Genomic DNA, 20,029 nt, shown 5'->3' on the forward strand with positions numbered 1-20,029 from the left:
TTACTTCCTCCTTGGAAGTTATGAAGGCTAAGGAAATAGCGAACCTGTTTTTGAGATGCAATATTCTAAAAAATACTGAGCGCTCAGGCTGGGCCCTTGAAGGAATAACAACTATTGCTTCTGAAAGCGTAGCAGAACATTCTTGGGGTACTACCATCATCGCGCTAATTTTGGCGCTTCTTGAGGACAGTCAAGGGAAGAATTGTGATATTTCAAGGGTTCTTACCATGGCATTAATCCATGATCTGCCGGAATCGCTTATTTCAGACATTCCTTCAAAGGCAATCGTGAAAAGAGATAAAGAGTTTCTAAAAGCCAAGAAAGATTTAGAAAATAGTGCATTTGAAGAAATCATTTCTAGTTTCCCAGAAAAGAAAATACGCAGAAGATTAAGAGAAGCGTGGCAAGAATGTGTTGCATGCAAAACCCATGAAGCAAAAATAGTGAGAGCAGCTGATATACTTGATATGATAGTACAAGCTCGGAGTTTCGAGAATTCAGGGGTTCCCCCAACCCTGTTGAATACATTCTTCACCGAGAGTAAGGATGTGCTAAGTAGTCTTACAATAGATTCTGTGATGTCGATATTCGATGAGCTAGCTAAAGATCACAAAGACTTGATTAGAACCGGGGGATAATCGAAGAACCATTCATGTCAAGAGGGCTAGAGAATCAATTGTTCGAGAATCCACACTCAACGATAGCTTTCAATCAAGTTAAAGTGGACCTTTTCCTGAGAACACCAGCTATAAGTCTAGAAACTCGTATTGGCTCAGGAACTCGACCTTCGATTACGAAAGTATTCAAAACATCTTTGCATCTAAGAATACTCATTCCAACTACATTCACAAAGACGCTCTGGTTGTTACCAAGGGAAACCTCTTGACGTTCCCCACCTTTTCTTATCATCTCCATTCGGGCCTCATAATCTTCAGGAAAATATTCTCGAATGTACTTCTCAATTCCTTCTGTTTCTTCATACGTCACGCTAATAACGGGTATATTGACAGCATCATAAAGCCCTTGCAGATTTACGATATTGAACCAAGAAATGACAGAGCCCCCAAGCATTAAGGCGCGGATATCTGGACGATTCAGCCTTTTGTACATCGCGATTATTTCCTCAGTTGAATCGAGTCCTCCGACTGTTGGATGACACATCCCAAACCCATCTATGCGCAAATCACCCCGCATCACAATACCAACTACAGTACTTGTTGAATCTTGCTTGGAGAAACTCTCAGCAATTCCCAACACGCGGGCTCCTGCTTTCCAAACATCGTATTGTTCTTCTCTTGAACCAAGGGTGAGTTTTTCCGCAGTATCTCTCAAGATTATCCAATCCACGTCGTATTAATAGCTCCATACGAAAAAAGATATCGAGAGGTCTTTCGGCCAGCGTACATTTATTAATGCGCAATTCCCAGACCAGACGAAGTACCACGAGCGAGACTGGAGAAAAGCCACCATGTTCGACCTAGATTTCGAACAAACGCAGGGAAAAATCAAAGAAATAATCAAAGAGCGATGGGAGCAAGGTATTGCTGCCGGGGTGAGAGCCATTATGCTCTTGTCAAAAGAGGGTCTCCCCATCACCTCAGAGATCACTACTGCAGACTTGGAAGAAGCAGAAATAGCAGCTATGGCCGCATCGATTCTAGGTGTTGCAGATATGGCGGCTGTACGAATGGACCAAGGAGAGCTTGAGCAGGTTCTAATGACGAATGAAAAGGGATACATTGTGATTACGAGTGCAGGTGAAAAAGCAATACTCGTCCTTGCTGCAGCCAAATCCAGTAGAACAGGAGCACTTGTGTACGAAGCAAAGACAATGGCTGAAAAGATTGCACCACTTCTCTAGTTTAAATTTCTCCGGTAAGCCACAATACAATCCTGTAGGCCAATCTCTTGTTGTCAGAGGATTCGTACAGTTCATTCAGGGCGTAATTGTCAAGCAGGAAATTGGTGCCAACAACAACCATCCTGTTCTGTTTATCGCCTTCCAAACCCACCATTACTGTTTTGTTTTCAACGTAAAGAAGACCATCTTCATCCTGCCTAGAAATCTGTGTGTATGCAATTTCATAAGCATCACCTGTGTAGTTCAAAGAGCAGCCTAAGTAGTCGAAACTGCTCACCCCTAGAGTGACAGCATGCGGTTCTAGACCAGTTATCAGACGTGTAGATGGAATGCCGTTGAGTACTATTCTCGTCTCAGGTATGCAATCGTAATTGAAAGTAATGTGAAATCTCGATAGAAGCTTATTTGCAGCACCTACATTTATACTGGAATTATCCAACCCAACAACAAAAAGGCTACCACCGTCTTCCCAATACTCTGTGTACAGGTCAAGTTCATCCACAGTATATAATGGGCTTGTCGTTCCTGAATTCAGATCTGCATTGGAATAACTCCAAGTGCATGGATCCAAAATAGCTACCGCATCAAGACTCTTCAGCCTAGTGAAGGTTAGTTCATCCGAACCACGGATTTCTTCTACTGCAACACCCAATTCGCCGAGCGTTTCATAGAAGCTTCGAAATTGACCATAAACTGAATCAATTGGCCATACGGTATGCGTCAAATCAAAGCCAATGGTAGCAATAGGTACGTGGACATCAAAAGCAGTCTTTACTCGCATGGTAAGGTAATCCGGTGAGGATATGCTTAACAAGACTTCTAGATTTTCGTGTGACTGGGAGCTTATCACTCGGATGCTGAAAGAAAACACACCAGTTTGGTTCACATAAACCGTATCTATGCCCCGAATCCAAGAAGCTGCAGATCCCATATAACTCAGATGAAAAGTTGCATTGGTAGTTGCGAATATGGAGCATGTAACTGTAGTAGTGACATTCACAAATATTCTTTCGAAATCATATGGAAACTCTTCGGGCATCACATATGCCGCCATCGGGTAGGAATTACGTTTAGGGACATTTTCTAGATGTGCTTTTGCAGCGTTCAAATCGAGTTGACCAGCCCCTACTTCCCAAGACTCGGCTGCAAGGTGACTCGCACTTGCCAATAATGCCGCCTTAATCATGCCAGGAGTCCATTTCCAACCGTTGGAGTCACACAGACTAATCAAAGCCGCAGCTGCTGCAGAAACTCTCGGGGCTGCAAAGCTTGTACCATAGGCAACTTCTCTGCCGCTAGCATCTTCATATATTCCCAAGGCGGCTATATCGGGTTTGATTATTCTGTTTCTGAGGGGGCCGCGTCCTGAAAAAGGAAACAGGGCACCGGAACTATCTATTGCTGCTACAGCGATGGCTTCTTGAAAAATGGCAGGTGTTTCAATGGAGGAGCCTCTGAGCCCGTTTTGCCCTCCGTTCCCAGCGGCTGCAACCAGAACTACACCTTGTGAAAAGGCCCACTCTATTACTTCCTGAAGAGGTTTTCCGGAGGTTGGCATGCTTCCTAGACTGAGATTGATGATTGTAGCATCAGTCTCATTCACCACCCACATAATCGCTTGCATAACCCCTTGGAGAGTTGCATGGTTTTCAGAGGTAATTACCTTCGCATTCACAATTTGTACATGGGGGTTTGTCCGTACCGCTATCTCGGCAACATACGTACCATGAGGAACATCATTTGGTTTACTATCAGAGGTAGTCTCATCATTCACAGAGTAACCATACGATGAATTCACAAAACTTCGCTCAGATACAATACGGGTAGAAAGCCCATTTGAGGGTGAAATACCGGAATCGATAACCGCAATACACGGAGCAGAAGAGAGCGGAAGTAATCCCCGAGGTAGAAAAGCAGAAACGGTAACCCCCGTAGTTATTATTATGGTTGCTATGAGAATGGCTTTTCCTCTACGCGGAACAAGCTCATTATCAGGTTGCATTATCTACTCTGCTCCATCTTCGATATCTACAGCTGCGCATAAAGGCTAAGCTATTAACGTATTAAACCCTCTTTTGGGTTCCAACAACCAAATCCTTATCTCAATCAGGAATAGCATGCATACGAGGTGTCAGTCCGTGGTTATGGAAGACCCAGACTACCATGCAATGCAGGAAGCCGATACAATAGGCATATTTGAACCAGGAAGTAATATCGAACGCGAAGTCGACTGGGATAGGCTTTTCCATGTATTGGTGTTGACTGGTGCAGCTTTTGCCTTCACAATAGCACTCGGCTTGGTCATCATGATCCCCCTTTTCATACTGGGCGGGATATCAGTCAACTTGACCACGTTGCAGATTGAAATCGCCCCTTGGGCATTTTTGGCAATAACAATTTCAGAACTTGGATTCTTAGTTCCGCCAATCAGATATATCCGAAAGCACGGTTTCGACTTTGATGCAATTGGCCTTAAACGGGGAACACCGGTCAAAGAAATCCTCTTCGGCTTAGGAACCGGGGCTGTCATGCTTGCGTCAAACATACTGATTACCTTCATCGTCTATGAACTAGTAGGCTATCCAGAGGGTGATCAGGTGGGGCTTATCTATGCCCAGACTATTCCAGAACTAGTCGCTTGGGTTGTTGTTATGTTTGTGGTTGTAGGACTTTCAGAAGAACTCCTCTTCCGAGGCTTCCTCCAAAGGAGAATGGATATCTATTTCCGAGATAGAAGAAGTCGCTACAAACTCATTTCGCTCGTTATTACTTCCCTAATTTTCGCCGCGATACACCTAGATCTCTATGGTATGCCTGCCCGTTTTGTACTCGGGCTGTTCCTTGGTTGGTTAGCCCAAAAAAGGAATTATTCCATAATAGGACCTACAGTTGCTCATGGTTTAAACAATTCAGTGGTTGTTATCCTGGCGTTTCTCGGAATCTAAAAAAATGGTAAAAGGGTTGACAATCAACCCTTCAGTTACCCAAATGGGCAATCCGGTATACTAGCCTTCGTATTCGAAAGCAACTTTCACATTTGCACGATAGGCAACAATCTTGCCGCCATCTACCTTAGCAGTGAAATGATCCACATCAAGACCGACGATGTTTCTAATCGTCTCTGCTGCCTTTTTCAACGCATTTTCAGCGGCCTTTTCCCAAGATTCTTCAGATTCCCCAATAAGCTCTATAACTTTGACAACCGTAGTCATTTTGTATCTCTCCTCAAATGGATAGAATTCCAATGTCAAATGGCCTTAAGGCTGTTGCCCCTAATCAATAAGAATCTCCATTCTATGCCAACGTCTGCCTATTCATGAAGACAATATATGCTAAGAGCAACATGGCAGAGGAGAAAATCAGAACTCGTATAATATCGGGAGTGAAATAAGTGATAGGCAGGCCCTTGAACGCGGTGTCAAATAGCATCACTCGGCCAAGGTTCAAAGGATAGTACTCATCAACAATTCCCACATCCATGAAGCCTGTCCCGACTATGAAAGAGGAAAACAGAAGAAGTAGAAATGATTGATTCGCCTGGAGACGAGTATTGCATAAAGTGGAAATAAAGACACCCAGAGCAGAGCCAGAGAATGCCATAAGAGCCAATACGGCGTTGAGGGTAAGATAATCGGTATTAGGTACAATGCCAAATAGACCAATCCATAGAACCAACAGGAATTGAGCTTGAATCATACCCACCGTGAAATAGGCCAGAGTCTTGGATAGTATTGCCTCGAGTTTCGTTGCTGGGGTAAGAAGCATCCGGTTGAGGGGTATATCGCCAACAATAGCTTGTGCAGCAGTGGCAGCTGTTGCAATAAATGATGCAAATACAAGAAGAAAAACTCCGAAGGTGGCTGCAGTGTAGTTTCCCTCCGGCTCAAATTCTCTAACGTTCTTCATCCTGACTTCGCCCTTTATCCAACCGTGATCCGAACGAAAAGACACTATGGCTTGGCTAAAAGCGGTATATACTGCTGATTGTTGATCGAAATTCGTAGAGCTGATATGAATCTGAACGAAAGCGGGAATATCCCCTGATATGTTACCCTCAAATCCATACGGTATTACAGCATAGGCATCCACAGAGTCCCTGTAAAGAGCATCAAGGGCTTCTTCCTCGGTATCATACATTGTCACTAGTAGACTAGAACTCTCTTGGAGATACCAAGTGAAATTCTCGGATAGGTCCTGTCCCGGGTACGTGTTTGTGGGATCTGCATCTACAACGCCCACTGACAGAACATCACCCGAGGATTCATCGGATGTTTCCCCCATCATCTGACCTGCTTCTCCTTGTTCGATAGCAACGAACATCGTGCCCATAATCATACCAGGCAAAACGAAAACCAGCAAGAGGGCATATTTGTCATTCTTGATGAGGTTTAGCTCCTTCAAGAACATAGAGCGAATGCGCCACAGCTTGGAGTTCTTTCGTTCCGAGGACAAATGCTACCACTTTCCGTGGCAAACCACTCCCAGTACCATTTATGACTTTTTGGAACGGGTGCTTTGTTCAATGAGACCCAGTACATCAGCACACATCAGGAGATAAAGCACAAGAGGGGCTGACGATCCCCATCTCGTCATCAGCTGTTCAACTTGTCTTGTTTTCATCGCATCGCCTGTGCCATAGAGATTACCCAACAAGTTTCTAACGCCCAAATCACTCAGAGGGAAAATAGAGAAATCGTGAAGCGATGAAATTGCAAATGCCTTGATAGTCCAGTCCCCAATTCCATGAACAGGGTGAAGCCGTTTTACTACCTCCTTGTGCGGTAACAGCTTGAACTCTTCTAAATCCAATTTGCCTGATGCAACCATAGAAGAAAGGCCTAGTAGATAGTCGCTCTTGTAGCCCACACCCAGTTTCTTAAGACCCGAAGAACCGAGCTCCATTATGTCCTCACAGCTCGGAAAACTATAGTACTTCGAATGTATGTACTGGATGGGAGAGGCAGCCTCAAGCACAAGACGTCGAGTTATGACATTCGCGGCTCGAAAAGAAATCTGCTGTTGGAGTATGCATTTCGTTATACCTTCAAAAGGGGAATCTGTGGTATAAGGTCGTAAGAAATCTATTTTCTCAGCAAGATACGAAATGCAGTCATCATCCTTGATCCTCTCGGTTGCTTCGCTTGTATCAACATCAAGACCTAGGATGAAGATTATCTTGCGTTTGAGTTTCGATATATCTACGTTGGCAGGACACTGGATTTCGAGCTTAGCGCCCGCTGAAGGTTGAGAAATGCTTACTGGTGTGCTCACGTCAGCCACAGTCAAGACCCTGCGAAACAATCTATTATCAGTGATTTCGGGAACGGGCTGAATATCAGGATATGTCCATGCATGGATAGATTTGATCAGGTCATATCTTCGAGGGCATTCCAATTCATGTACAGCGGGGCCTTCGGTTCCTTCCTCTCTGAAACTCATTTTCACTCCAAAAGAGCCTGCTGCTGTTAAGTATTAGCAAAGCAATGAATTGTACCATTCAACAGGTCTGACGAGCTTGAATTTAGCAAAGCGTTGATTCCAACATCATTAAATCGTCTCTTTCGAGAGAGAAACCAGAATGGAAAACACAACTACTGCAGACCACACGAGGAGAAAAGAAATCATTGCAATCCTAGCTATTGCTCTTGCCAACGCAGGGTTGTTTTTCGTTGCCTATATCTTCACCCCAATTCTGACCGGTGCACTCGCTGCCTACATAATCAAAGCAAGAAAACGAGCTTCTCTGGTAGCCTTCAGCGGATCGGCTCTAGCGTATATTACATTAGAACTCGTTGCAGCACCGCAAATAGCAGACTATCTTATCCAAAACGGTTTGTTGACAAATAGTGAGTTGCAGGCATCTCTTGGCCTCTTCTATCTAATTCTTATCACAGCAGCGCTACTCCTATCGATAATAGCGATGGCTACTTCATTCCTTGTTTCAACAGTAATGAAAAGATTCTCCAAATGAACAAGAAGTCATCATTCTCGTATCTCTCGAAGTAAACTAACCTGCCTTATAGAAAATATAATCAACCCCATGAAGCGAAGAGAGTACAATCATAATAGGGAGCAAGATAATTTGCGGAAGAAGAATCTTGAAGTTGTGGCCTTAGATTTGGATGGGGTTCTCTTTGACGGCCCAAGCGCGACACTGCCAATAGCAGAGAAGGTGGGCATAGGAGACGAACTAAAAGAAGTAATGATGAAATCAGCAAAAGGCGCTCTGAAGCTCGAAGAATCGATTGTACAAGGAGCAAGGGTTTGGAAGGATGTATCAACAAGCGCACTTCAGAATCTTGTTCATGAGCTTCCTCTGATGACTGGAGCAGAAGAAACAGTAGCGAAATTGAAAGAGGGAGGGTATGAAGTAGGCTGTGTGTCAAGTGGAGTCAGCCAGTGGTTTATGGCTCCGTTCTCTGACAGGCTGAATCTCGATTTCGCCTATTCGAATGTGCTCTCTGAGGAAGATGGAAAGCATAATGGCGAAGTCGAATATGTAATGGGTGGAGAACAAAAAGCTGAACGTATCCTTCAGTACCTTAGCTCAAACGGGTTCGATACTGACGGTCTGGCAAGTGTTGGAAATGGAGAGAATGATATAGCCATGTTTGGTATATCAGCCATCAGTATTGCATTTAATCCTGTTAGTGAGAAAGTGACAGAGGCAGCAGATTACAGAATTGAATCAAAGGATCTACGTGATGTTCTGCCCTTTATTCTGCCTCCACACTAGGATAGGGCTTCCTCAATGACATCTTCGATATGGTCAATGTCTGATTCCTTGACGCCCGGATGTACCGGTACTTCGAAATGATCATCACCTACTGCGACAGAGTGCGGTAGTTCTAAGGAGCTATAATCAGGATATGTGACATATTCCGCCCAGCGCCACTCATCTATTCTCTGATAGGTTCCCTGCAAATGACAGGGGAGTGCATAAACAGACCTTGACCCCACTTCTGCGTCTCTCAGCTCAGCAATCATTTCATCTCTAGTCAATTTCTCTGATTCGAGCCGCGGCGCATATACATGATAGGCTGATTCGAAACCTTCTGGTTCATGTTGTGGCGTGATTTCACTGAATTGTGAGAAAATCTCGTCATACAGTTCTGCATTTTTCCTTCTTGACTTGACAATTTCGGGTAATCGTTTCAGTTGTTCTCTCCCAATAGCAGAGACCAAGTCCATCATTCTATGATTGTATCCTATTCTATAATGACTGTATCCACCCTCTTTTCCGCGGCCATGATTCTTTATCATAAGAACGCGATCCATAAGATCTTCATTGTCGGTTACAATCATGCCACCTTCTCCAGTCATCATATTCTTCGTTGCATAGAAACTGAAAGCGGAGATATCTCCAAAGGTTCCTACTTGCTTACCGTCAATTCTCGCACCATGAGCCTGACATGCATCTTCAATGACCATCAAATCATAATCCTCAGCAATAGCCATTATTTCTCTCATGTTGCAAGGCATTCCAAAAATGTGAACTGGCATAATCGCCTTGGTGCGCTCCGTAATTGCATCTTCAATAAGACGGGGATCAAGATTGTAGGTTGTTGGATCTATGTCCACAAAGATAGGAACACCGCCCACAAGTGCAATTGAATTAGCCGACGCGATGAATGTGAAAGGAGAAGTTATCACTTCATCACCCGGCTCAATGTCCATTGCTTCAAGTGCTGTTATCAGTGCTGCAGTACCATTTGTCGCTACTGATGCGTGCTTCACGCCGATGTAAGAAGCAAACTCTCGCTCTAGCTTCCTTGACACCTCGCCTTCGGCAAGCATTCCAGACTCAAGCACTTCACGAACAGCTTGGATTTCTGCTTCGTCTATAATCGGTTTCGCAATAGGAATCAAGATACTGCACCGACAGGGTGAGAATGACTGCTGCTTAAAATGCTAATGATTCTCTTTCCGCTGCTTCTCAAGAACCGAAACTCCAGCGATAGTAATGCTCATGATAACCAAAGCGAAAAGCATGTAGAAGAAATTCGCCAGCATGAATATGATTGAAAGGCCAAGTCCGCTGATGAATCCGGATAGTGCTCTAACATCATTGGTTGTCTTCCTGTAAGTCAGACGCTGTGTTACCCAATCCGTAACAGTAGCCATTCCCAAACCCACAGCGAGAAGAAACCAAAACCACGGCGGTGTCAGTGGTACGGATGTTAGGAATAAGAATGCGATACCAATTAGAAGACCCCCATATATGCCAGCGCACCTAGCACAAAGGTAGAGAGAATGCCCAAATGCTGACACACGAAGACAGTGGCCATAAAGAGACGGTGGATGGTGAGAAAGCATTACGTGCATGCTTTCCTTTATCTCGTTTAATCTACTCGGCTCGGATGACTCTAATAACCTCGAGGGAATATTAGTAGTTCCGTCACTATCATCGCTACCCAAGGGTACCACGTGTTTTCATTAGAGGTGCTGCTTATCTCTGTTACCTTTGCGTACATCTTTATGATAGGTGTATACAGCAATAAGGTCGAAGATGGAACCAGCTTCGACCATCATACTACTTTGACGTACTTTAGGGTGAATTTTGAAATTTGTCGAACATCGTTTCGGTGATAGGAAAACAATTTAATCCTCTATCGAGCGCCCATCGGTAGTCTGGTGACTATTCATGAATGATAATCTTCTGAATCTTATGCGAGAAAGGATTGCAGTTGGCCTTGAGCGCCAAGAGACTATTGAGGCAATTGACGGATGGAATAAAACCGCCCTATTGAATCTGAAAGATGGCGGGACGTACCATTTTGTTGTTGCAGATAATAATATTGAAGTGCATGATGGCGGCCTCGAGGACCCCGATATGAAGATTGAGAGCGATAAAGAAACCATTCGAAAGCTGTTCATGGAAGAAATGAGTGCAGCTTCTGCATTACTCAAGCGCAAGTTGAAAGTGAAAGGCTCCGCACGAGATCTCATGAAAATACGTCATATCTTTTAGAGGGTTTGATGATTGGAAGAAAGCACTATTGAGAAGATATCTCAGATTGTTGGGCCGGAATATGTCTCTACAAGAGAGGACGTTCTACTGAGCTATTCTGCCTCGGCATCTACAGGCTACGATTCTGTGAAACCTAGTGCAGTAGTGCGACCTGGCTCAACAGAAGAGGTTTCGGAGATACTGAAAATAGCCAATGACGTAAATCTCAAGGTCACCCCTCGTTGTGGCGGCTCCAGCCTCCAAGGCGAAGTCATACCTGTGGAAGGAGCCCTAGTTATCGAATTGATGCGACTTGATAGTTTTGAGCTTCACGAAGATTTGAGGTCTGCTACTGTTGGCGCTGGGGTTACATTCGGTAAACTTGACAAGCTGCTCAAAGTATGTGGTCTTTGGCTACCCGTTTATCCAGAATCCTCTTTAGTTGCTACCGTTGCCGGTAATGTTGCTGTTAACGGAGCAGGACCAGGTTCAACAGCTTATGGATGCATCGCAGAAATGGTCCTAGGATTAGAGGTTGTCCTCCCTGATGGTCGAATAATCCAAACTGGATCAGAAGCTAACCCAAATGCACCAGGCCCATTCCTGAGGTATGCATTTGGACCGGATCTCACAGGATTGTTCATCGGTTCACTAGGAAGCCTTGGAATCATAACCAAGGTTTCTGTCAAGCTTTTCAAACGTATGGAAGAATTCCATTATGAAACATACGGTTTTCAGGAATCTGAACAGGCTCAGAAATTCTTGATTGAATTGAAAGAGAATAACGTGAATGCTGTTTTCGCATCCATTTACGAAGGTCGCATTCTTGGCTTCTTCATGGACATGCTGGGTGAAGAATACCATATCCCTGAACATGATTGGCCTCCATTTACGGTATCTATCACATTAGGCCGTCTACGAGAAGATCAACTCCAAAGCGATATCAAACGAGCGGCTGAAATCTGCGGAGGTCTGGAGGGTGAAGTTATTGGAATATCTGAACTACCCCGTGGTGAATGGGACGATCGTATGCGCACCTTTGCAAGATCATCTTATGCCCACGGATGGCACTGGAGGATACTATATCACCATCAAACCCCGTCAAACTGGCACAAGTCAATTGAGGCAATCTGGGATGTGATGGATGAATATGCACTGCTGGGGCATACAGCGGGCTTTGCTACAGGTCATAGCAGCTATAACTTCTACCCGCATCTCTACTATTTCCCAGAAGACAAAGAGGAGGAAAGACGAGTAAGGGAGGCACATGTCGATTTATCTAAGAGATTGTTCAAGACCGGCGCTGTTCCATTCAAGCTTGCTCCATACTGGGTTAACGGAGTTGATGAAATGAAAGAATACATGAATGTGCTGAAGGGCATAAAGGATGTATTGGATCCGAATGGAATCATGCACCCAGGAGTAATGGGAGGGTTGTGACAACGATGGAGTCGGGCATGGAGCAGCTCATGGAAGAGTTACATCAATGTAGAAGATGTGGCATTTGCAGAAACGCGGTATATGATGCGAGGGGCTTCGACGGTATTTGCCCCGTATACGAGAACTCCACTGGGTTTGAAACATCTTTTATGCGCGGCAAAATAATTGTGGCACTCGCGCTGCTTAATGGCGAGCTGGAAAAGACAGCCAGGAATAGCGAATCCCTGTTTGATTGCACTCTCTGCGGAAACTGCACACAAATCTGTCCGGCTGAATTTGAGCCCGCTCATACGCTTGAGCTTGTTCGTGGCCTATTGGCTGAGGTTCCTAATCAAGTTAGAGAAGAAATAGCCCACAAGATTCTTTCGAACAATAATCCCTATGAAGAGGATAATAGCCGGAAAAGAAAGTGGATATCTGAACTTGGTTTTGATATTCCCACAAATGGAGAAATTCTTTATTTCGTGGGATGCACTGCTGGTATGCGGATACCGGAAGTTGCAAAGAATACCGCGAAGATTCTCAAAGCTGCTGACCTCCCCTTTGCCGTACTACAAGAAGAACCATGTTGTGGATCAGTGCTCCTGCGTACAGGCAAACCAGAAGCAGCAGCAGAAACAGCAGAAAGGGTGTCAAATGCAATTAAAGAATCAGGCGCCAAAAAAATCGTAGTTTCATGTGCTGGCTGTCTCAAGACGCTGAAAGAGGACTTTCCAAACAAATTTGATATTGAACTGCCGGAAGTATTGCATATTCTGGAACTGGCGGATAATCTGCTTCAAGAGGGGAGATTGAAGCCCAAAGCGTTGCCAGGAAAGAATACAGTCACATACCACGATCCCTGTCATATGGGACGTGAACTATCCATTTATGAAAGTCCGAGGCGAGTCATTCAAGCTATCCCTAATGTCAACCTTGTAGAAATGGAAACAAATCGTGATACAGCAATGTGTTGTGGGGCTGGTGGGGGACTTCGCTCTTACAATTCAGAATTGGCCAAAAATATAGCATCCAAGAGAGTGCAGGATGCTATCGATACAGGGGCAAATATTCTTGCCACCGCATGCCCATTCTGCGAGCATAACCTACAGTCCGGGGCAAAAATCGTCGGAAGAAACATGCCCATAAAAGACGTTGTCAGCTTGCTTGCTGAATGCGTAGAATGAGAAAGGTGGACATCGGTTCGAGCATCCATTTCTAGGGCTTTTTGAGGTCCACCCCTTGTAATCATGAAGTGGGCTCCATATTGTGCGGTATTGGCCGCTCCTTTGAACACAATGGTAAGGGCAAGAAACCTCGTTAGCGAGGGTCCTCTCGGCATTTCCTGCACAATCAAGCTTGGCATTCTGTTAGCTTGTAGAGCTGATGCTCTATCACCGATGTCCGCGATATATTTGTACATTTGATTTCATAAGCGTTTGCCTACTATTCTATGGTCATAAAACTTTATAAGAAAGGCTAGATGGTTTTATCTCAAGACGGCCTGGAGGAAGCAAGAAGAATGGATAGTCATATTAATGTGGCTCTGGTCGGAATCGGAAACTGTGCATCTGCCCTTATTCAAGGCCTAGAGTATTACAAAGATGCTGGTTTCGATGAAGAACTAATTGGACTCCCTCATTCAGACTTTGGGGGATATCATGTTTCAGATATCGAAATTGTTGCAGCTTTCGATGTGACAGAAAACAAAGTTGGAAAAAATCTGGCCGAGGCCATCCTTGCAGAACCGAACAACGTTATGCAATTCGCTGATGTAGAAGAACTCAACGTTAAGGTTCACATGGGAAAGCCTCTAGACGGTGTAGATGAGAATCTGAAGAAGCTTGTGTCACTATCTGATGAGAAAGAATCTGATGTGGTTCAAGTGCTGAAGGACTCAGGAGCGGAAATCGTCATCAATCTACTGCCGGGTTCCGCTAAGAAAGCAACCGAGTTCTATGCTCAAGCATCTCTTGATGCTGGCTGTGCCTTCATTAATGGAACGCCAATTCCCATAGCTTCCGATGAGGAATGGAGCAAGAAGTTTGAATCAGAGAAGATTCCGCTTGTTGGTGATGACATTCAGGATCAACTCGGTTCTACTATCCTACACAGAAACATACTACAGCTGCTTGTAGCTCGGGGGGTCAAAGTAGATGAAAGCTACCAACTGGATGTTGGGGGCGGAGCAGAATCACTAGATTCACATTATCGGGGGAGGCTCAGAAAGCGTAAAGTAAAGAGTTCGGCAGTAGGTCAAGATCTCCCATATGATGCCCCACTAGTAGCAGGATCAAGCGATTACGTTCCATTTATGGATAACAGCAGAGATTCATACTTTTACATTCATGGTAGACAATTCGGTGGTGCACCCATCAAGGTTGACATCCGAATGGAAGTAACCGATGGTCCTAACGCCGGACCCATACTACTTGATGCAATCAGGTGCACAAAGCTTGCCCTTAAACGAAAAATAGGTGGAGCTCTGGAATCAATATCAGCATATGGCTTCAAGCTCCCTCCGAAACCCACCAAGATGTACAAAGCAGAGCGTTGGGTTGAAGAATTCCTGTTAGGTAAACGTAAGCGGTAGCAAAGAGGAGTAGTCTATCATAGGATTACAGAAGGTAGCTTGGCTGGAAAGGATCTAGCCTTTACCTTCCTTATTTTTGCCAGCCAGCTCATCATCTGCCTTGAGGACACTCTCGAAATCTTCGGAATATGTTTCCGGTGCCTTTTTCCGTTCTTCAAGGACATCATCTAGAATAGATGATTCTTCCTTACGGTGTTCTCTAAACAGTAGATACAAGGTAATGATGATTGTTAGTCCGACAGATGCAATAGCCATAGGAAGTGAAGAGAACAAACCTCCAATTGTATATCCAATGTAGGCCCCGGCCAGAGTAACCAATACTTTGCCACCGAAATAGCTGACTATGAATTTCAAGGCACTATATTCAGTAAAGCCTACGTATACAATCACCGGATCATCAGGCATCGGTGAAGCGGCAGCAAAGAAAAGGGCAAAAGCACCCCATTTCTCAACACGCTGTTTTTCAGCATCCAACTGTCTACGCCGTTCCTCTGAAAGAACAATTCTGGAGCTGCGTACAAGCCAATAGTGTATGGATTTTGAGGCTGTTGCTGCAAGGGCCACAATGAAGCCGATTGAAATCCAATCAATCCAAGGAAGAAGGAAAGAAGCCATACCAGCTACGACCATATTTGAGGGGGCTACTGGGGAAAGATTGAGTAACAAAGCAGCCACAAAGAGCCCTAGATGCCCTCTAAGGATAAGATCGATGATGAATTCGGTAGTATTTTGCATGGACTGGTCTTCTCCGCAAACTATGAGTCTAGTGAAACTGGTTACGGCGGATAGGTTTTCGTACTACTGGCCATTCGGTACAAGAACCATTCGTTGAGATAAGAACTCTCAGAATAACAATGTTGTTAACCAAAGAGCTCAAGATATGCATTAAGCAATTTTCGGAGCTCGTCCAAATCCGAAACAATACGGAAATCCACTTCTTTCCCCACTTCTCCTAATGTTTCGTTATATTCGATTACATTATTGTAGCTGGCCATCAAGGCCGCACGGGAATCAGGCTGTCCTGCGTTCTTATCGAACACAACAATGCGATTCTGCGGTTCGAAGTTAATTACAATACTTCGGTCCAAATCCATTTCAGCACCACAGCGAGGACAGGTGACGTGGTTTGCTTCACCGCTGCGAATGGATCTAATCAGGTTCTTGTCTTCAGAAAGGTCTACATGGTCAATGACTTCTGCCTCAAATTCATGTCCACATTTGTTGCATTCAATTTCCGCCTTCTGCGTCATTGTTTCACCTGAACCTGATGTGTTCTCACGCGATAGCGCATAATGTCTTACTTAAGACTTATGACACTACGAAATTGAAGGGTGATGAAGTGGAATTCCCGACAAAAAGTACTATGTGGGGACATTCTTCATGACAACCCTCTTCACGCCATCAAGCTGCTCAAGCGTGGCCCGAAAAGAATCCATTTCTTCAGATAGCTGAGCTGGCGAGAAGTAGCATTCATAGAAACAACGGGTACCACGAAGGCAAACCCCAGTTGAGAACAACAAATCAACCAATCCTGCTTTCTTGAAAATTTGAGATAATTCTGTCAGGAAGTCATTTGTCAATTTACCAATTTCCAAGCTCAGGAATGTAACATCTGCCGTATCGATTGGAAATATCTTGACAAGGCGGTCCTTGTGGACCAGTACCATAAGGCCTCGGTCAGTACCCATCGTGGCCTTGAAAGAATCAGGAAAGGTCACTTTCTCTGAATCATCGAAAACTAGCACGCGTCCAGCGGTTGCACCTTCGTAATCGCCTTCTTCTGCCATGATTTGTCCATCCCTTTACGTAAGAGAGCATGAAGTAAGCTCCTGCTTTTGTACTCCCACCCAAATATAAATGAAGCTCTCCTGTTTAGGAATAGCCTATGCAGGAACTATTTGGATTTGGCACAGATATTCGGGAGGTTAAGCGAGTACTAAAAGAGGTGTACTACACCGCTCGAGATCCAGAAACCAAAGAAAAGACAAAAGAACTGGTAGCTGATGTTATACGACTAGAAGAAAAGGTCGAGATGCTGCAAAGCCTTTACAACAGCAGCAGAAATGCTCGACGTATTTTGAAGGATAATAAAGCCAAAGCATTCCTCCGAAAGAGTGGTAGAGCTCTTTCCAGAAGAAGCGAAAGCTACCGCGACAAACACCACCAAATTCCATCTACCCATCTTGCGAAGTACAGAGCTACTCTTGAAGACCATGTAGAAAATGTATCAAAAGAAATTGACTCTTGGGTTAGGAGTATAGAGAATATAGACGAGACCCCAAGTCCGCCAAGCTAGCCCAATCAGGCTACCATCGCAACCTTGCGGCAACGCCGCCGAATGATTCTAACTGCGCTCCCGCCTCGCTTTCGGGTGAGAAAATCATCAATTCTGTTCCGTAGTTGTCTACCTCATCCACCACATTATCGATGAGATCTGTTTTGTCTTCCAGCACCATCATCGTTTCCACCCGGCCATTTCGCAGAGCACGAAGCACTTCTTCTTCCCCATAGGTGGCTGTAGGACGGCTTTTCATCAAATCTTCCATAAAACCATCCCAAGCTTTGCGTGCAGCATAGATTTCAGTCTCATGTAGAACTCTGGAAGCCTCTTTCACTGCTTGCTGCAAGCCAGTCTCATCAATCAATCCAACGGAGATGATATTGTCAACTACTTTCTCTCTCAGTCGATAATCAAGTTCAGACTTCTCTAGGAACTCCTGAGCTCGAATAGTGTTGCCCCCTACAATTATGGCATCAACATTTTCGAGTTCATCAAGCAGCATGTTGTTGAGAAGTTCACCTACATGCTTGAAGAACTCCATCATCTTCTCTTCTCGAATACGCTGATATCGCTTTGCGCTTTGACCACCAGCTCGGGTTTTTCCTATGATGTAATAGTCTTCTTCCCTGACAAGCTCAATATGGTTTCCCCGCAAATATCCGACTGCAACTTTTCCACCTTCAATAAGAACAATAACAACTAGGCTCTTTGGTTTGGTTATTTCCTCCAGCTCGTCCAAAACAAACTCGCGTCCACAGATGTAATCAAATTTTGAAATAGGTGCAGGTGGAACAACGATTTCACGAATTTCCTCCTCGGTACCGCCTTCTCTCTTAATGCCAAAAAAGAAAGCCATGCCATTATCTGGAATCTCACCTATCACGGACAGCTCATTCAAGATAGCTGTAAGATTGTCAATTACGCGCTTTCTGTTTGTTTTGCTCTTGATATTCTCTGCTCCTGCAAGTTCCGACTTTACGAAGTTTATTACGTCGACTAAGCTTTTCTCGGGCGGAATATACAAGGTCGTGAAGGAGCTGTGCCTACCTTTCAGTTGTTTTAACTGCTCAACCTTCCGTTTGAGCTTGATTCGTTGTGGATCCATCGTAAGCAAACACCTGTCATAGTTCCGAGTGCTCAGCGTAACTATACAGAAATAGGAGCCGTAAGCTACTCTTGAGCGTCGACTCTTCAGAGGATATTTGAAGTTTGTGTAACCGGTGCAGCTGTACGGGCAAAATGGGAGAAATACCTTTGGCGACAGGTTAAAAAGGAAGAGCCTCCCTCAAATTTCAATACAGGTGAAGGCGGATGTGGCCACACCAATTTACGGGTCACTAGGAAATACTTTGTTTTCAGCATATATGCTGTTCTCCGACTCTCAGTACCTTCACCCCAAAATGGAGTCTTTGAAGTAGATGAATCCACAGCTTACTGAAGGAGAGCGTGAGGTGCTAGAAAAGCTCCTCGACCAGAAAGGACCCATGTCTGTTAGTGAATTGAAGGACGAAGTACACGGCGATGAGGAAAGGATAACATCATTGCTTAGCTCATTATCGGAACGGGGTCTTGTTGAATTCAATATTGTAGAGGAAGTCGATTACGCTCTCACAGAGGAAGGAAAAGAATACCAGAAAACGGGATTGCCGGAAGTCAGGCTGACAAAAGCAGTGAACGATCTGGGAGGGAAGGCTGAGTTTGATGCCGCCCTCCAGAAAGCTGACTTGGAAGAACGAACTAAAGGGATTAGCATAAGCTGGGCCAAAAGAAACGGATGGCTTGAAATCACCAAAGAAGACGGTGAAAATCTGTTCATTTCATTGGAGGAAAGTCCTAGCAGCCCAATGAGGGATCTTCTCGAGAATGTTTCGAGTAAGCAACCGATTGATGAAGACTCCCAAGATATTCTTCAGCAAGCAATTCAGAGAACATTGGTTGAAGAGCACATCACGAAGAAATTCATCGGAAAAATCCCCAGTAGTAAACGGAATGAGGCAGAAGAAGCAATATCCAAACAGGCCAGGGGTATATCATTACTGACACCGAAGATGCTAGCTGAGGGGACATGGAAGGAAAGACCATTCAAACCCTTCAACATCGAAACAGAATCTGCCTTCGCCAGTTACGGGAAGAAGCACCCCTATCGAGAGTTCAATGAATGGCTCAGAGAAATATTCCTAGGGCTTGGCTTCACCGAATGGTTTGGACCGTATGTTGAGACCGAATTTTGGAACAACGATGCCTTGTTCGTTCCGCAGGATCATGTTGCACGGGAAGTGCAGGATCAGTTCAGGATTACGGAGCCATACGATCATGGAGATATTCTTGATGAAGAGTATTTCAAAGCAGTAAAATCCGAGCATGAAGGTAAAGGTGTTACTGGTTCTGAGGGGTGGGACTCACTATTCAGTCGTGAAGTTTCAACCCGTCTTTGTTTGCGATCCCATACAACACCCGTTTCAATGCGGTATCTTTGGGAACATCGAGAACCACCTCAAAAGATGTTCATTGTAGACCGGAATTTCCGAGCTGAGAAACTGAGTGCAAAACACGCCCAAGAATTCAATCAGTGTGATGGAATAATAATGGATGAAGGATTGACCCTTCGAGATTTGATGGGCTTCATTGAAGAGATATGCCATCGTGTAGGGATCGAGAAAGTGAAATTCAAACCTGGGCAATTCCCATTCACAGAACCAAGTATAGAGGGTTTCGCCAAACACGAGGAGCTTGGATGGATTGAAGTTGCACCCGGTGGGATATTCAGACCAGAAGTCACAAGACCGCTTGGAATTGAGGAGCCAGTTCTCGCATGGGGTATTGGATCTGGCAGGCTCTATATGGCAGCCATGGGAATTTCAGACATCCGTCAGCTCTACTCCAGGGACTTGGAATGGTTAAGAAGAAACGTCTATGTGAGGTAGG

At 44.7% G+C, this 20,029-nt stretch carries 22 protein-coding genes; 11 read left to right on the plus strand and 11 right to left on the minus strand.

What is annotated here, in order from left to right:
* The first annotated feature begins 20 nt into the window (after positions 1-20).
* A complete protein-coding gene (locus GF309_04830) occupies positions 21-638 on the plus strand; it encodes an HD domain-containing protein (GenBank protein ID MBD3158093.1) in 618 nt (205 codons plus the stop codon).
* A 73-nt stretch (positions 639-711) separates the two neighbouring features.
* Here GF309_04830 and GF309_04835 read toward each other — a convergent pair whose 3' ends face one another.
* A complete protein-coding gene (locus GF309_04835; GenBank protein MBD3158094.1) occupies positions 712-1,347 on the minus strand; it encodes a DUF99 family protein in 636 nt (211 codons plus the stop codon).
* A gap of 121 nt (positions 1,348-1,468) precedes the next feature.
* Between GF309_04835 and GF309_04840 the strand changes: the two genes are divergently transcribed.
* A complete protein-coding gene (locus tag GF309_04840) occupies positions 1,469-1,861 on the plus strand; it encodes a hypothetical protein (GenBank protein MBD3158095.1) in 393 nt (130 codons plus the stop codon).
* A 1-nt stretch (position 1,862) separates the two neighbouring features.
* Here GF309_04840 and GF309_04845 read toward each other — a convergent pair whose 3' ends face one another.
* Positions 1,863-3,863 (minus strand): S8 family serine peptidase, encoded by a 2,001-nt coding sequence (locus GF309_04845; GenBank protein ID MBD3158096.1) that lies wholly within the window; start codon positions 3,861-3,863, stop codon positions 1,863-1,865.
* A 115-nt stretch (positions 3,864-3,978) separates the two neighbouring features.
* On the opposite strand from GF309_04845, the gene GF309_04850 reads away from it, so the two are divergent.
* Positions 3,979-4,806: a CPBP family intramembrane metalloprotease gene (locus tag GF309_04850; protein MBD3158097.1), complete on the plus strand. Its 828-nt coding sequence runs from the start codon at positions 3,979-3,981 to the stop codon at positions 4,804-4,806.
* A gap of 60 nt (positions 4,807-4,866) precedes the next feature.
* Here the strand turns inward: GF309_04850 and GF309_04855 are convergent, their stop codons facing one another.
* From GF309_04855 to GF309_04865, 3 genes are all read right to left on the minus strand, one after another.
* Positions 4,867-5,073 (minus strand): dodecin domain-containing protein, encoded by a 207-nt coding sequence (locus tag GF309_04855; GenBank protein MBD3158098.1) that lies wholly within the window; start codon positions 5,071-5,073, stop codon positions 4,867-4,869.
* An 82-nt stretch (positions 5,074-5,155) separates the two neighbouring features.
* Positions 5,156-6,313 carry an ABC transporter permease subunit gene (locus GF309_04860; GenBank protein MBD3158099.1) on the minus strand — a complete coding sequence of 386 codons (1,158 nt, stop codon included), beginning with the start codon at positions 6,311-6,313 and terminating at the stop codon, positions 5,156-5,158.
* A gap of 39 nt (positions 6,314-6,352) precedes the next feature.
* The gene (locus tag GF309_04865) at positions 6,353-7,300 is read right to left on the minus strand and encodes a hypothetical protein (protein ID MBD3158100.1); all 948 of its coding nucleotides are present in this window, start codon (positions 7,298-7,300) and stop codon (positions 6,353-6,355) included.
* A 139-nt stretch (positions 7,301-7,439) separates the two neighbouring features.
* On the opposite strand from GF309_04865, the gene GF309_04870 reads away from it, so the two are divergent.
* Together GF309_04870 and GF309_04875 are read left to right on the plus strand one after the other, a co-directional pair.
* A complete protein-coding gene (locus tag GF309_04870; protein ID MBD3158101.1) occupies positions 7,440-7,832 on the plus strand; it encodes a hypothetical protein in 393 nt (130 codons plus the stop codon).
* 69 nt (positions 7,833-7,901) lie between these two features.
* Positions 7,902-8,597, plus strand: a complete 696-nt coding sequence (locus GF309_04875; protein MBD3158102.1) for an HAD-IB family phosphatase — start codon at positions 7,902-7,904, stop codon at positions 8,595-8,597.
* Here GF309_04875 and GF309_04880 read toward each other — a convergent pair.
* Together GF309_04880 and GF309_04885 are read right to left on the minus strand one after the other, a co-directional pair.
* Positions 8,594-9,733 (minus strand): aminotransferase class I/II-fold pyridoxal phosphate-dependent enzyme, encoded by a 1,140-nt coding sequence (locus GF309_04880; protein ID MBD3158103.1) that lies wholly within the window; start codon positions 9,731-9,733, stop codon positions 8,594-8,596. The two genes, GF309_04875 and GF309_04880, sit on opposite strands and share 4 nt — an antisense overlap.
* Positions 9,734-9,772: 39 nt before the next feature.
* Positions 9,773-10,279, minus strand: a complete 507-nt coding sequence (locus GF309_04885; GenBank protein MBD3158104.1) for a DUF2085 domain-containing protein — start codon at positions 10,277-10,279, stop codon at positions 9,773-9,775.
* A gap of 226 nt (positions 10,280-10,505) precedes the next feature.
* On the opposite strand from GF309_04885, the gene GF309_04890 reads away from it, so the two are divergent.
* The 4 genes from GF309_04890 (at position 10,506) to GF309_04905 (ending at position 14,823) form a co-directional block, all read left to right on the plus strand.
* Entirely contained in the window at positions 10,506-10,832 is a 327-nt protein-coding gene (locus GF309_04890) for a hypothetical protein (GenBank protein MBD3158105.1), read from the plus strand.
* A gap of 12 nt (positions 10,833-10,844) precedes the next feature.
* Positions 10,845-12,251 (plus strand): FAD-binding protein, encoded by a 1,407-nt coding sequence (locus GF309_04895; GenBank protein ID MBD3158106.1) that lies wholly within the window; start codon positions 10,845-10,847, stop codon positions 12,249-12,251.
* Complete coding sequence (locus GF309_04900; GenBank protein MBD3158107.1) at positions 12,248-13,417, plus strand: hypothetical protein; 1,170 nt, start codon at positions 12,248-12,250, stop codon at positions 13,415-13,417. Before GF309_04895 ends, GF309_04900 begins: the two co-directional genes overlap by 4 nt.
* A gap of 335 nt (positions 13,418-13,752) precedes the next feature.
* Positions 13,753-14,823 carry an inositol-3-phosphate synthase gene (locus tag GF309_04905; GenBank protein MBD3158108.1) on the plus strand — a complete coding sequence of 357 codons (1,071 nt, stop codon included), beginning with the start codon at positions 13,753-13,755 and terminating at the stop codon, positions 14,821-14,823.
* Positions 14,824-14,877: 54 nt separating this feature from the next.
* On the opposite strand, the gene GF309_04910 is transcribed toward GF309_04905, so the two are convergent.
* The 3 genes from GF309_04910 to GF309_04920 all read right to left on the minus strand — a co-directional run bounded on the left by GF309_04910 (position 14,878) and on the right by GF309_04920 (position 16,610).
* A complete protein-coding gene (locus GF309_04910) occupies positions 14,878-15,558 on the minus strand; it encodes a hypothetical protein (GenBank protein MBD3158109.1) in 681 nt (226 codons plus the stop codon).
* Positions 15,559-15,683: 125 nt separating this feature from the next.
* The gene (locus GF309_04915) at positions 15,684-16,073 is read right to left on the minus strand and encodes a hypothetical protein (protein MBD3158110.1); all 390 of its coding nucleotides are present in this window, start codon (positions 16,071-16,073) and stop codon (positions 15,684-15,686) included.
* A 111-nt stretch (positions 16,074-16,184) separates the two neighbouring features.
* Positions 16,185-16,610 (minus strand): hypothetical protein, encoded by a 426-nt coding sequence (locus GF309_04920; GenBank protein MBD3158111.1) that lies wholly within the window; start codon positions 16,608-16,610, stop codon positions 16,185-16,187.
* Positions 16,611-16,708: 98 nt separating this feature from the next.
* Here GF309_04920 and GF309_04925 point away from each other — a divergent pair, with 98 nt between their 5' ends.
* Positions 16,709-17,119 carry a hypothetical protein gene (locus tag GF309_04925; GenBank protein ID MBD3158112.1) on the plus strand — a complete coding sequence of 137 codons (411 nt, stop codon included), beginning with the start codon at positions 16,709-16,711 and terminating at the stop codon, positions 17,117-17,119.
* Positions 17,120-17,129: 10 nt separating this feature from the next.
* Here GF309_04925 and prf1 read toward each other — a convergent pair whose 3' ends face one another.
* Positions 17,130-18,209 (minus strand): peptide chain release factor 1, encoded by a 1,080-nt coding sequence (gene prf1, locus GF309_04930; protein MBD3158113.1) that lies wholly within the window; start codon positions 18,207-18,209, stop codon positions 17,130-17,132.
* Positions 18,210-18,522: 313 nt separating this feature from the next.
* Between prf1 and GF309_04935 the strand changes: the two genes are divergently transcribed.
* Positions 18,523-20,028 carry a phenylalanine--tRNA ligase subunit alpha gene (locus GF309_04935; GenBank protein MBD3158114.1) on the plus strand — a complete coding sequence of 502 codons (1,506 nt, stop codon included), beginning with the start codon at positions 18,523-18,525 and terminating at the stop codon, positions 20,026-20,028.
* Position 20,029: the final 1 nt, after the last annotated feature.

Source organism: Candidatus Lokiarchaeota archaeon, assembly GCA_014730275.1.
Taxonomy (GTDB): Archaea; Asgardarchaeota; Thorarchaeia; order Thorarchaeales; family Thorarchaeaceae; genus WJIL01.

Coding starts and splice junctions, on each gene's coding strand:
- GF309_04830 (MBD3158093.1), top strand. CDS start 21: ATGAAGGCTAAGGAAATAGCGAACCTGTTTTTGAGATGCAATATTCTA.
- GF309_04840 (MBD3158095.1), top strand. CDS start 1,469: ATGTTCGACCTAGATTTCGAACAAACGCAGGGAAAAATCAAAGAAATA.
- GF309_04845 (MBD3158096.1), bottom strand. CDS start 3,863: ATGCAACCTGATAATGAGCTTGTTCCGCGTAGAGGAAAAGCCATTCTC.
- GF309_04850 (MBD3158097.1), top strand. CDS start 3,979: ATGCATACGAGGTGTCAGTCCGTGGTTATGGAAGACCCAGACTACCAT.
- GF309_04855 (MBD3158098.1), bottom strand. CDS start 5,073: ATGACTACGGTTGTCAAAGTTATAGAGCTTATTGGGGAATCTGAAGAA.
- GF309_04865 (MBD3158100.1), bottom strand. CDS start 7,300: ATGAGTTTCAGAGAGGAAGGAACCGAAGGCCCCGCTGTACATGAATTG.
- GF309_04870 (MBD3158101.1), top strand. CDS start 7,440: ATGGAAAACACAACTACTGCAGACCACACGAGGAGAAAAGAAATCATT.
- GF309_04875 (MBD3158102.1), top strand. CDS start 7,902: ATGAAGCGAAGAGAGTACAATCATAATAGGGAGCAAGATAATTTGCGG.
- GF309_04890 (MBD3158105.1), top strand. CDS start 10,506: ATGAATGATAATCTTCTGAATCTTATGCGAGAAAGGATTGCAGTTGGC.
- GF309_04905 (MBD3158108.1), top strand. CDS start 13,753: ATGGATAGTCATATTAATGTGGCTCTGGTCGGAATCGGAAACTGTGCA.
- GF309_04910 (MBD3158109.1), bottom strand. CDS start 15,558: ATGCAAAATACTACCGAATTCATCATCGATCTTATCCTTAGAGGGCAT.
- GF309_04915 (MBD3158110.1), bottom strand. CDS start 16,073: ATGACGCAGAAGGCGGAAATTGAATGCAACAAATGTGGACATGAATTT.
- GF309_04920 (MBD3158111.1), bottom strand. CDS start 16,610: ATGGCAGAAGAAGGCGATTACGAAGGTGCAACCGCTGGACGCGTGCTA.
- GF309_04925 (MBD3158112.1), top strand. CDS start 16,709: ATGCAGGAACTATTTGGATTTGGCACAGATATTCGGGAGGTTAAGCGA.
- prf1 (MBD3158113.1), bottom strand. CDS start 18,209: ATGGATCCACAACGAATCAAGCTCAAACGGAAGGTTGAGCAGTTAAAA.
- GF309_04935 (MBD3158114.1), top strand. CDS start 18,523: ATGAATCCACAGCTTACTGAAGGAGAGCGTGAGGTGCTAGAAAAGCTC.